This window comes from Sporocytophaga myxococcoides (assembly GCF_000775915.1).
Classification (GTDB): Bacteria; Bacteroidota; Bacteroidia; order Cytophagales; family Cytophagaceae; genus Sporocytophaga; species Sporocytophaga myxococcoides_A.
This window is the reverse complement of the sequence record NZ_BBLT01000001.1, coordinates 381592-395116: the sequence shown is the minus strand read 5'-3', so window position 1 is coordinate 395116 and position 13525 is coordinate 381592. Positions and strand designations below refer to the sequence as shown.

The following is a 13525-nucleotide window of genomic DNA, read 5'->3' as shown; positions in this document are numbered from 1 at the left end:
ACTGTTGTGTCACATTTATCTCTTGCTGTTGCTCAAACTGTTGCTCCTTTCTTCCTCTGGTTGAAGCCTATTGACTTCAACTGGCTTTCGAAATATAAACAAGATTACTTTTATAGGACCTATTTGGGTATAGTAAAATAAAAATTACTCCCCTTCCCTAATTCGCTTTCTACCCCTACTCTTCCAGCATTTGCCTCTACAAGTTGTTTTACTATTGAAAGTCCAAGGCCGTGACTTTCTATATTCTCTTTGGTATGTGCTATTTCAAACCTATCAAATATTACTGGCAACTTCTCTTCTGCAATACCCGAACCATTATCACGGACACATATTTGATAATAGGTATCAGTTTCAATGGACCCTATCTTAATATCAGGGTCATTTTTGTCCATATATTTAATAGCATTCCCAATAAGATTCTGTAGAATCTGCTTCAGAGAGGACTTGTTATAAGTAACTACAGGCAATGAATATGAAATATGAATATGAAAATGAGACGGGGGATTTAATGTAGTTAGGACATCCTGGCAAAGGTTCAAAAGATTGATAGGTTCTTCAAATTGCTTCTGCTTTTTTGCCGATTTCAAAACATTTTCAATAATGCTTTTCATATCTTCAATCTTTCCGACAACCATATCTAACATTTTCATCCCTTCCTCATCCAAAGGTCTTGACTGACAATCTTCTTTAATAAAAGGTACTAATCCTTCAATTACCGAAAGAGGAGCTTTAAGATCATGAGAAATGATATAGGCATAATTATCAAGCGAGGCATTCAACATTTTCAAATTATCAATGCTAATGGACAATTCTTTCGTTCTGTCATTCACACGGTTTTCAAGCTCGGAATTAAGAGTCTACAATTGTTCAAGAATCTTAACCTTTTCTGTAATGTCCTGAACAAATCCCGTGATTTTTATTATTTGATTATTTTCATTCCTAATTACTCTTGCTTTTCCATAACTTACTCCTGGCGAAGAATCTTTCCGCATGAATTTAAATTCGTATTCAAATTCGTCCTCATGAAAAACTGTCTCGGTAAATAATTCTTTAATATAATCTTTATCTTCGGGATGAACCATCATAAATAAATTGTCCTCTTTAGGTTCGAATTCATTGGGTTCGTAACCATAGATCCTGAATAATTGATCAGACCAGATGGCGCTTTTATTTTCAATATCAAATTCATAACTACCAAGATTTGCCATTCCCTCAGCAAGAGTCAAAAGGATTTCCTTTTTCTGGATTTCATGTTTACTTCTTTTCCATTCGGATATATCCAGCACTGTGCTTATTATTTTAATTGGCTTTCCCTGGTTGTTATAAAATACTTTTCCCCTCGACCAAACATATTTAATTAAATTGCCTGGACATAAAATTTTATATTCAATATCGTAAGGCTGATGGTCAAAAATTGCTTTCTTAATTGTCTGGTCTGCTTTTTCCCTGTCATCAGGATGAATGAATTCCTCAAAGGGATGAGTTTCCAATGTTATAGCATCTATATTTTTTATGGTGCCCGAACAAAGTATTTCAATCATTTCCGGACTTAAGGTTAATTTCCTGGTCACAAAATTCCATTCATAACTGCCTATTTTACCTAATGCCTGTGATTGTAGAATTATTGACTGAAGGTTTTCTAATTCAATATCCGCCTCTTTTTGTTTGGTGATATCATCAAAGGTAACAATAAGTTCAGTTTCACTTATTTTAATCATTCCGTTCTTATACCATTTATTAAGACCTTGAAATCCATAATAAAAATCTGTTTTAATTGATTCGCCTGTTTCTATTACTTTTACTTGCGAATCAAAAACTCCTACATCTTTCAGATAAGGATATTCTTCTAGCTGTCTTTTCCCAATGAGGTAAGTTCGTGTATTGCCAAGTAATAGCTCAGCCCAACGGTTTACAAGGATATATTCAAAATCTATAATTTGATTAGAGGAATCTCTTATTACCTTGAATAATAAAATTCCTTGCTCCACCGATTCAAATACTGTCGAAAAAATACCGGCTTCATTCACTAATTTTTCTTCAAGTCTTTCCCTCATATTGAAAAGAATGATACACAATCCTTAACCTGTTTGATTTACTTACTGGTTTCCACTTCTTGATAACAATTATCATTTCCAATAAGTTATCAAAAACCATTTTTATTATTTCTATTCTTATACTATGGAATTATTACGCAAGCTATTCGAATCTGACTTTATGCCTCACGGGCATTGTTATTTTTGGAAGCCAGAAATTTATTTGACCAATGCGATCAGTGACAGCATCATCGCTATAGCCTATTTTACCATCCCATTTAGTATCGGATATATTGTTAAAATCAGAAAGGATTTTAAGTATTACTGGTTATTGATTCTATTTGCCATTTTTATTCTGGGGTGTGGAACAACACATGTTATGGATGTAATAAACATATGGAAGCCTTACTACCGTCTTGATAGCTTGTTTAGAGTAATTACCGCATTGGCATCTATAGGAACAGCAATTGCCTTACTTAAGTACACCCCTGAAATAATATTGATACCTAACGCAGAAGAATTCAGAGGGATAAATGTAAAACTAAAAGAACAGATCGCATTATTAAACCAAAAAGAGGAACAGTTACGTATCGCCCAGGTTCAATTATCCAAAATAAATGAAGAGTTGGAAAAAAAGGTAATTGAAAGAACTGCTGATTTAATAAATGCGAATGAACAGTTATCAAAAAGGTCTATTGAGTTGGAAAAAAGTGAAGGAAAACTTAGAACCTTAGCAGACAATATACCTAACCTTGTATGGATTGCAAACAAAGAGGGAGAAATCTCATGGTATAACAGCAGAATGTATGAATACACAGGTAAAACACCGGAAGAAATGGAAGGTTGGGGTTGGCAATCAGTGCATGATCCTTCGATCCTACCGTTAGTAATTGAGAAATGGCAAAATTCCATATCCACCGGACAACCTTTTCAAATGACTTTTCCGATGAAAGGAAAGGAAGGTAATTATAAACATTTTCTTACAAGGGTAGTGCCAATAAAAAATAAAAAGGGAGAAATTGAAAATTGGTTTGGTACCAATACTGACATCACTCAGGAAATAATGGCACAAAAAACCTTAGAAGAATTGGCATATAGTCAACGTCAGTTTAAATCAACGTTTGAACAAGCAGCAGTAGGCATGGCCCATGTTGCAGAAAATGGAAAGTTCATTTTACTGAATCAAAAGTATTGCGAATTGATGGGATATTCCCTAGACGAGCTTATTAATTTATCTTTTGAAGATATTACATATCCTGATGATATTAATGCCGATTTGGAACTATTTCAAAAACTCAAAGCAAAGGATATCCCTAATTATAAGATTGAAAAAAGATACATTAAAAAAAATGGAGAAATTTTTTGGGGAAAACTTACCCGTTCCATTGTTTGGAATGAAAAAGGAAATTTTGAATACGCAGTTGCTATTGTTGATGATATAACCATACGTAAGCAAATCGAAGAAAAGTTAATACACTCAAATATTGAATTAAAAAAAATAAATAATGATTTAGATAATTTTATATATACCGCTTCTCATGATTTAAAAGCTCCTATCTCTAATATGGAAGGACTTCTACATACTATTTACGATGAAACCAAAAATATATTTACAATAGATGTTCTTCAGCTTTTGAAAATGATGGAAGAATCTATTGACCGGTTGAAGATTACAATTCAAGACCTGACAGAAATCAGCATAGTTCAAAAAGATATTGATAATAACCGAGAGCTCATTTCTGTCTCCGAAATTTATAACGAATACATGGAAGATCATAAAGCGGAGTTAGCAAAAAGCAATGCTATATTCACCACTGACTTTAAGGAAAAAGAAGTTTACCTTTCCAGGCAGAATTTCCGGACTATTTTATACAATCTGATCAATAATTCCATACAGTATCATCATCCGCAACGCAGGCCTGTCATTCATTTAAATACTTATCGAGAGAATAATTTTTTAGTTTTTAAAATAACTGACAATGGAATTGGATTTGACATGAGCCAAAAGGATAAAATTTTTAGAATGTTTAAGAGATTGCACGCACATATCCCCGGATCTGGGGTTGGTTTGTATTTAGTTAAAAGAATTGTTGAAAACTCAGATGGGAAAATAGAAGTCAATAGTGAACTTGAAAAAGGCTCTGAATTCAGAATATATCTACCAATTATTGATACAATTTAAATATGAAAAGCTCAAACAAACTTAAATTACCTACTGATTATATTCACATAATTTTTAGGTTAAATCTATTACTTACTTTTGGAAGATTTTAAGAATGGAAAGTTTTAATAGTATGCATCTATACTAAATTGCTTCTCCCTGGCCAGTACTGAATCACCTTTATCTCTTGCTGTTGCGCAAACTGTTGCTCCTTTCCTCCTACCCGGCCGGTGTCTGCACCGGACGGAACCTTTCCAAAAGAGTTGCAATAAATAATACCGAGTCCCTTTTTTTATTTATCACTTGGAAGGCGATAAATGATATTCTTTTATCACAGATTACAGAGAATATTTTCGTTAAGCAGTGATCGAAAGATTCCGGCTACTGCAGACACCGACCGGGAGTCGATGCTTCACAAATTCAGATGACAAAGTAAAGATTCTTTAAGTTGGCGGCTACGGTGCAGACACAGGCTGGCGAGTGGGAAGTCGGGTCTGTGAAAACGAGAAATAGCAGTTATTAAAAACAGGACAAATACATCAGTAAATGTCCTGTTTTTTTTAAATTCCTGATTTTATCTTAAAGCGCTTTCACAAGAATGTCATCAATTGACCACTTGTCGTTTGCCAGTCCGGAAGCCGCTCTGATATGGAGCTCCTGGATATTGGTTGCTCCTGGTAAGTTCCATCTTCCTTTCGGCAAGCTTGCCCAATAATACCAGCCACCATTTGCAGCTTTAAACCACAATGTAATTGGAACACCAGTCACATTGATCTGAGTTAAATCAAAATTGATTCTTCCTGTTCCGCTTCTCTGCATATAAAAAGCAAACCAGTCACTGCCAAACATAGAAGTGGCCTTAGGGTTAGGTTCATTAGCAGGATCAAATAACCCTCCGATATGGTAATGTTCACCTGTATTATGAGGAAGGAAGGCTGTTCCTGGTCCATTGCTCATCCATGCATATCCCCAATCGTCTCCTCCTGTACTTTGAATATAGCCAGGCCACACAACAAATGAATTGTTACAGATATTGGGATTCCAGGTGCAGGATGTCCTGTCGCCAAAATGAATGTAGGTAGCGGCTCCTGCTGTTCTTAATCCAGGATAATTATCTGCAGGAATAACTTCTTTTACTTCAATGGCTGAAGATTCGTTTATCAATCCTGCGCTTGACGACTCTTTGGTGGTTATGGCAGCAGGAGGATTAATCTCTTCCTTATTTGTTTTGGGTTCATCCTCTGCCTTTTTACAACCAATAGTAAATAATAGACCTGCACACAATAAATGAATGCAAGCAGACTTTGCGTTTCTAATAAAAAAAGTTTTTCTCATAGTTTTAGTGGTTTGATTGATTAACTGGTTTAAAAATTACTTGAACTAAATTTCTTCATAGATAAAGGAAAACTTTTTAGTTGAATGTAACTTTTGTTGCATTCAATCAAAAAGTTTACACCTAATAATCAATTCATTAACTGCCTACTCCGGCATAAATTTAAAAATGCGTTTAATTATAAATTGGCAAGTAAAACTTCGCTTAAATCAATCAATGATGATATGGTAGGCCCTTCAGGACTGGTCTTAAAACTATCATTGCTTTACAAAATCAACTCCTATCAATTTCTCATAATTCATTGTCACATCTATTAGTTTTATTTAATTTCATGGAATTTTAAAATTGGAAGGTCTTATAGATCTTAATTAATCATTACAATATTCCGGATCACAAGAACGAAATTCCTTTGGGATTTAATTATCAAAACTCAAATGATTAAAAAAATAGTATTTGTATTACTTATAATCCTGTTATTAGCTGACTTAGGATATTCATTTTTACAGCATTATCATATGCCTTTTGACGGTGATATGGCCAGTCATATTATTCCAGCAGATGAAATAAAGCCTATACTTAGCAGCCCATTTGGCTTTAAGGTTTTCCAAGAAGGTATTACTTATCATAATCCAAACAGATTTTTTTGTCACTGGAGTTTTTATAAATTCTTTAATACAATACCATTATTTCTTCAGAAATTTGCTTCCCCTGTTGATAGTGCTTACTTATCGTGCGCTATAGCCAAAATATTGATTCAGATAACACTTATAGCTTTGCTGGCAATATCGATCTCAGGAAGCATATTTAAATTTGATTTTTTACTGGCAGCCGTTTTAATTTCACCATTATTTCAGGCCAATGGATATCGAAGTTATATGGGAATTATTGACCCGTCAATTACGTACACCTTTTTTTATGCCCTTCCGACCATCTTGGTTATAATATACTTTATGCCTCTTTTCATGAAGTACTTTTATTCTATTGAAATGAAAGGATATAAATACATTAAATATTTATGGACTCCTCTTGCATTGATCTCCAGCTTGAGCGGGCCTCTAAATCCTGGGATATCCTTAGTAATTGTATTACTTCTGTTCCTTCACAAGCTCACAAAAAATGTAGCGAAATCAGAAATAAAAAACTGCCTTTTAAAACTGAAATATGCCATTCAGCAAATCCCTAATGATTATTACTTCTTCTCAATACCGATAACTATTTTCTCAATCTATTCATTATTCCTTGGTAGATATAATTCCTTTAGTATAAGTTCTAAAATGCCATTATCTGAGTTGTATTCAAGATTACCACAAGGAGTATATTACTCATTTACACAAAAATTAGGATTTCCTATTCTGTTTGCGATTTTAATAATAAACACTATTATCATCCACTATACACTCAATACTACAGAGGGCAAAAAGATATTGACTCTTTTTAAATGGTTCGGCCTTTTTGCTTTAATATACATCCTACTATTGCCTTTGGGAGGATACCGAAGCTATCGTCCCAATATTCTGAGATACGACACAATCATGCCGATAACATTAGGCCTGATGTTTTTCTTTGGCAAAACCTCCATTTTTATTCTAAACAACTTCTCTAATAGGAAAAAATACTGGTATATTCCTCTATTAGTATTGGTGTTATTTGTTTTTGAGAATTCAGATGAACCGAAATTTAACCAAAATGAATGTGAAAGGAAGTCTATTATTCAAATTGCAGAATCATCTGAACAACTCATAAAAATAGACAATCGTTGTACTGTTTTAGAATGGTACAATATTGAAAGACCAGAGAATTCCTGGCTAAATATGAAGCTGCTGAAGTTGTGGGGAATTGTAAAAGATGAGAATAAACGATATTATCAGTAAGAGGAATAACTTATAAGCAGAAAGCTCAAAGCGTAAAGTTTAACGCTCATATTTTACTTTAAACTTTTGACTTTCAACTTTAAACTTTTCCCTAGGGGTTAATGGAATTTAGTAAAAAGACCGGAAGATTATCAGTGGTCATCTGCATCGTTTTATTTGGAAGACGATAAAAGATATTCTTTTATCAAAGATTACAGAGAATATTTTGGTTATACAGTGATCGAATGATTCCGTCCGGTGCAGACACCGGCCGGGGAGCGGGAATAATTTATAAGCGGAAAGCAGAAAGCAGAAAGCTGAAAGCGTAAAGCGTAAAGTTTAACGCTCATATTTTACTTTAAACTTTTGACTTTAAACTTTTTCCTTAGGGGTTAATGGAATTTAGTAAAAAGACCGGAAGATTATCAGTGGTCATCTGCATCGTTTTATTTGGAAGACGATAAAAGATATTCTTTTATCAAAGATTACAGAGAATATTTTGGTTATACAGTGATCGAATGATTCCGTCCGTTGCAGACACCGTCCGGGGAGCGGATACATATTGATAATGCGTCTCTTGCTGTTGCTTCATACTCTTGCTGAAATAAGGAGCAACAGTGTGAGCAAGAGCAACAGATTGACCTTTTACCAAAGTGCCCTTTTCCCTCTTGCTGTTCCTCCGTACTCTTGCTGAAAAACGAGAACGCCTAACAGGTCTCTTATTCCTGTTAGGCGTTCTTCTTTTGGTAATCTTATTTCCTTTATTTTATAATCTTGCGTTGAACGGCGCCTGATCCATCATTTAATTCCAATAGGTAAATACCTGCCGGAAGTAAATTGAAGTCCAGTTCAAATGCTGCAGCCCCACTTTTTTCAGTAGATAAAACTTCTATTCCTTGCATATTTATAAGCTTTACCGATAAAGTTTCACTTTTACCTGTATTTGGAATAATATGAAGAAGGTTTTGTACAGGATTTGGGTAAACGGCAAATTCATTTTCATCTGCATTTTTCACTGATGAAACTACACCTGTCACTGTTCCCTGTACATCCAACGTTTTAAATTCAGCAGTAGAAACGCTGATGACCACTTTGTCATTAAAGCTGGATAAATTAGCAGTGGCAGCCAATCGAATGTAAATTCTTTTCGATGCAATATTTCCATTTGAAGGAGCCAGGCTTAAGCTATTTGAATAGCCTGTGGTTGCAGAAAAAGACAATTCAAATCCTGCAGGGGCAGTGATAGACATGCTTTCTGTCAAATTAAATCCTTTTACATTAAAGGACTGACTAGGTGAAACAGATCCAAATTCAGCTTGGAATGGGGTCAAAGCAAGCTTAGATATCTTTCTGATATTATTATACTCAGAAATATAAATATTGCCAGTGGAGCCTACCACCAAAGCATTAGTGGCACTGAAAGTAGCGGAGGATCCAAGACCATCTGCAGTACCTGAAGTTCCCGTTCCCGCAATAGTCGTGACGATGCCGGAAGGTGTCATCTGTCTGATTTTGTAGTCCAGACCATCTGCTATGTAAAAGTTACCATCTTTACCCCTTGTAATACCTGATGGGTAATAAAAACCTGCAGAAGATCCTACTCCATCTGCGCCAGAACTGCCTCCGCCCGCAAACACACTGTATTCATTATTAGGTGTTATTTTTACTATTTGATGATTATTGTTATCAACCACATAAATGTTACCAGCATCATCAAAAGCAATTCCTTTCGGATTTTTGAAATAAAATGGAAGAGATGTAACTACGCCTTCCGGACTAATTTTTCGGATCTTGTTATTCCCTACATCGCATAGAAAAATATTACCCGACGCATCAATAGCCATCAGTGAAGGGTTATAAAATAAAGCCTGGCTTCCAGTTCCATCGGCATTTCCAGAGAATGATCCCCCAACGAATGTTGATACAATGCCATCTGGTGTAATTTTTCGAATTACATTGTTGCCATATTCGGAGACATATAGGTTTCCGGCAGCATCAAAAACTAATCCTTGAGGGTTGTTAAATGTTGCTGTAGCTATTGGTCCATTCGAAGACCCTTTAGTTCCTGTACCTGCATAGGTAGTTACTTCACCATCTGGAGTAATTTTTCTAATTCTGTGATTAGTATAATCTGCTACAAAGAGATTGTCATTTTTGTCTAGTGCCAGACCATAAGGGGTATTAAACCTTGCATCCACTCCTTTACCATCCTGAAAACCGGATGTTGCTGTACCTGCAAGTGTGGAAACAACAGGGTCAAAGTTGATAACCGATTTCATTGATGATACATATGCCTCAACAGGAATTCTCAGTATTTCCGCTCCTAAAGATGAAACAATTATTGTATCCAGGATGGCCCCTACAGGAGCTGTAGCCTTTGTTCTTATTGATAAAGTGAAATTTGCAGTCCCGTTTGTAGGAGTAATATTCAAACTGTTTGAAAAAGATACATAGGAAGAAACTTCCAGATTAGCAGTACCCGTTACAACCAGATTATTGGTAAGCGCAGCAGCAACTACCGGGAAATCAACTTTAGCAGAAGGAGAGCCTTGTATCCCATACAGCCCAGCCATTTGATATGCACTTAACTTTCTGATTTTACCACTTCCTACGTCAGCTACATAAACATTTCCTTTTAGATCAGTAGTTAGCCCTTGAGGAGACGAAAAAACAGCACTAGTACCAACACCATCTACTGATCCTGAACTCGAAGTACTTCCGCCAAGTGTTACTACAAGACCTGTTTGCAATATCTTTCTTATCAAATGATTTTGCACATCAGAAACATAGATATTGCCTTCAACATCCACGGTAAGCGCAGATGGATAATTAAATTTTGAGCTTAATGCATTTCCATCAACATATCCTACTGTAGTTCCTGCAATGATTGAAATTGTACCATCAGCAGCTATCTTCTTAATTTTTTGATTTGCCTGATCAGCAACATAAATATTTCCATTTAAATCAGCAGCTACTCCGGAAGGAAAGTAGAAAGAAGTTCCTACTATTGTGGAGACGATCAAGTCAGTGCTAATCTTTCTTACTTTATCGTTATTTAAATCTGCTACAAAAATATTTCCATAGATATCAATTGCTATGCCTCTTGGGTTATAAAATTGGGCTGTAGCTGCTGCCCCATCTAATGATCCTGTAGTGCCGGTTCCTGCAACAGTGCTTACCTCTCCATCCTGCGTTACTTTTCTTATTCGGTGGTTATTGGAATCTGTGATATATAGATCCCCATTTTTGGCTATTGCAATACCATATGGATAATTAAATTTAGCATCTATACCTTTTCCGTCAGCAAATCCGCTCGTGCCAGCGCCCGCCAGAACGGTTATGGTTCCATCTGTTGAGATTTTTTTAATTACATGGTTCGCACCATCTGCAACAAATAAATTTCCGTCAGAATCTGCTACTACGCCAGTAGCCTTTAATCCTGAAGCATATGTACTCACATATACTCCTTTCATAATAGTCGGAGAAGCAATATTTGGAATTGTTTCTCCTGTAAAATTCAATACTACATCCTGGGCTCCTGGAGAAGTAAAGGAAATGGTTCCATTGTTTGTCCCAGGTTTAGCTGTGTTAGATATTCTTATAAAAATTTCTACTGATGTAATTGAACCGTTTGTGGCTGTTAAATTTAATGAACTGGCAAAACCTGATGTTGAGGAAAGAGATACTTCGTAACCATCTGAAGCTAGTATGCTTAAATTTCCAGTTAAAGAAGATGCGCTTATAGCAATGGATTGAGCAGTTGATGGCGAATTTTGAACAGATGAAAAGGCTTTAAAAGAAACCGGAGCTATTTTTCGAATATGAGCATTATCCGACACATAAAGAGCACCATCAGGACCAAATGCTACATCACTGACAGATCTAAAAGATGATTTACCACTAAGACCATCTATATACCCGGAAGTACCATTGCCAGCAAAAGTTGAAACAATGCCATCTACAGATATTTTCCTTACTCTATAATTGTAACTATCTGCTACATATATATTACCAGATGCGTCAAGAGCAAGACCACTTGGTCTGTCAAATTTAGCAGTGGCTGCATTCCCATTTGCAAAACCTTCTTCTCCTGTTCCTGCTACAGTCGTAACAACTCCCTGAGGTGTCACTTTTCTAATCCTACTGTTTAGGTAATCGGCTACATACAAGTTACCCTGGGCATCAATATCTATTCCCATTGGCATATCAAAGCGTGCGGCAGTTCCTGTACCATCAGCAAATCCTGCCTCGCCATTGCCGGCAAAAACAGTTACAACTCCCTGTGGTGTTATTTTTCTTATCTGGTGATTGAATTCGTCAGTAACAAATAAATTTCCATTTTTATCAAAAACAGCGCTATAGGGCTGATTAAATTGTGCCGACCCTCCGACACCATCTACATTGCCATAGTCAAGACTTCCTGCAAAAGTTGTTACATTGCCCGAGCTGGAAATTTTTCTTATCTGGTGGTTTCCATTGTCTGCAACATAAGCAATGCCGTCAGTGGAAAAAATCAGATCGGTAGGCTGGCTGAATTTGGCATTAGAAAGACTTCCGTTTGCAAAACCCTGAACTCCATTTCCTGCATAGGTGCTTACCACTCCATCCGGAGTTACTTTTCTGATGATGGATCTGTTTATGTTGTCTGCAACATAAAGGTTTCCTTTTTGGTCAAAAGCCAAGCCCATGGGACCAAAAAATTGTGCAATACTTTTGGGACCATCGGTATACCCGGATACACCCGTTCCAGAAAATGTTGTCACCTGATTGTCTAATATAATCACCTGGCCTTTTACCTTTACCTGTAAAAGTAAAAGCAAGGCAATAATTACTTTTAACTTCTGAATTGAATTAATCTTAATCATGAATTTTTCATTTAGTCACTATAAAAATATTTTTTAAAACTATATCTACCTTATCATCAGCAGGCGCAGGATCTTTACTTTTTTTTACTACATAAAAATGTAAAAACAGAAGCAACCAACAGACCAAGGAAAAAATTACAAGAAATTTTCATAATAGTTATTTTAAGGTTTAAGTGAAAAATAATATTTATTATTGTTGAAAAATATTGATTTAAAAATATGATTTTTTTTCCGCATAACAAGACAGAGTATGCATTATAAACACGATAAAACCATTTGCATCTGGACTGTGACAGGGAATGAAAGCAAACACGAATTATTTACCGAAAGGCTGGCTTTTTAGTGCAATAGATTCGGCCTGGGAGGCACAGGGCGAGGTGTTAATTTGCAAGGAAAATAAACGAATCCTGTTAGTACCATTAGTTTTTATATACTTTACTATTAAAGTAAAATAAAAAGTTTAATAATTACTTTTTTTTAAGCTTTTCATCAACCCATGAAAATATTGAATTGTCTGGAGGGATGAACTTAACTTTTCCCTTTTCTACTATTTCCCAAAATTTGGGATTTTCAACCGCATTTATAAATGTCAATTCTGTAGTAATGTATAACAACATTGTAGAAAAGCCTAACATTCCTAATGTCACTGAAGCTGGTATTTCTTCTGAACTATTATATTCTCGCATTGGATACCAATCAGCGTGAAGAGAATTGATGTGTATTTGTTTCTTACTCAATATTCCATAGATTTTTCCAAATAACGGAATTTGCTTGTCTGCGATTGATATGGATTTTGATGAGATTAATTCGTCGTTGAGGAATTTATTTAGGTCATCTGGTTTCACAATCAAATGAACAACAGTAGCACACATTTCTATTACACTTCGCAGTAAAATGCCACTTTGAAGTCTGAATCCGCATCGTAAAGTCTGAGTAGCTGCAATGATTGTATTAGCAGAATTCCTAAGAAGGTCGCCACAAGTAATTAATAGTTCATTATTATTTTCTTTAGCCATTCTATATCCTATAAAAAGTATAGGTGAAATTTCACTTAGATCAGAACTAAGATTTTTAAATTCATTTGAAAAGGTAGTATCAAAAGATTTGTGAATACTTGGACATATCTTTTGCAATTGATTTATAAGTTGATCACGTGTAAAAATTAAACGTTCACCTGTTTCTTCATTAATGTATATAGCAGCTATATTTTCTTGCTGTATATTCTTTTCTTGTGTCATATTTGAATAATATAAAAGCCAACGTAAAGTTTTAGGGACTCTACT

At 35.3% G+C, this 13525-nt stretch carries 7 protein-coding genes; 2 read left to right on the top strand and 5 right to left on the bottom strand.

Annotation, left to right across the window (positions count from 1 at the left end; genetic code table 11):
• Positions 1-119: 119 nt before the first annotated feature.
• Positions 120-830, bottom strand: coding sequence for a sensor histidine kinase (locus tag MYP_RS01675; RefSeq protein WP_156140241.1), 711 nt, complete (start codon positions 828-830; stop codon positions 120-122).
• Between the two features lie 27 nt (positions 831-857).
• Positions 858-2054, bottom strand: coding sequence for a PAS domain-containing protein (locus tag MYP_RS01670; protein WP_045457564.1), 1197 nt, complete (start codon positions 2052-2054; stop codon positions 858-860).
• A 124-nt stretch (positions 2055-2178) separates the two neighbouring features.
• Here MYP_RS01670 and MYP_RS24670 point away from each other — a divergent pair, with 124 nt between their 5' ends.
• On the top strand, positions 2179-4215 hold the full coding sequence (locus MYP_RS24670; protein WP_052429883.1) for a PAS domain-containing sensor histidine kinase: 2037 nt from the start codon (positions 2179-2181) through the stop codon (positions 4213-4215).
• A 558-nt stretch (positions 4216-4773) separates the two neighbouring features.
• On the opposite strand, the gene MYP_RS01660 is transcribed toward MYP_RS24670, so the two are convergent.
• Complete coding sequence (locus MYP_RS01660) at positions 4774-5529, bottom strand: hypothetical protein (protein ID WP_045457562.1); 756 nt, start codon at positions 5527-5529, stop codon at positions 4774-4776.
• A 432-nt stretch (positions 5530-5961) separates the two neighbouring features.
• Between MYP_RS01660 and MYP_RS01655 the strand changes: the two genes are divergently transcribed.
• Positions 5962-7398, top strand: a complete 1437-nt coding sequence (locus MYP_RS01655; RefSeq protein ID WP_045457559.1) for a hypothetical protein — start codon at positions 5962-5964, stop codon at positions 7396-7398.
• A 740-nt stretch (positions 7399-8138) separates the two neighbouring features.
• Here the strand turns inward: MYP_RS01655 and MYP_RS01650 are convergent.
• Positions 8139-12242, bottom strand: coding sequence for an NHL domain-containing protein (locus MYP_RS01650; protein ID WP_045457557.1), 4104 nt, complete (start codon positions 12240-12242; stop codon positions 8139-8141).
• A 467-nt stretch (positions 12243-12709) separates the two neighbouring features.
• Positions 12710-13480, bottom strand: coding sequence for a hypothetical protein (locus MYP_RS01645; RefSeq protein WP_045457554.1), 771 nt, complete (start codon positions 13478-13480; stop codon positions 12710-12712).
• Positions 13481-13525: the final 45 nt, after the last annotated feature.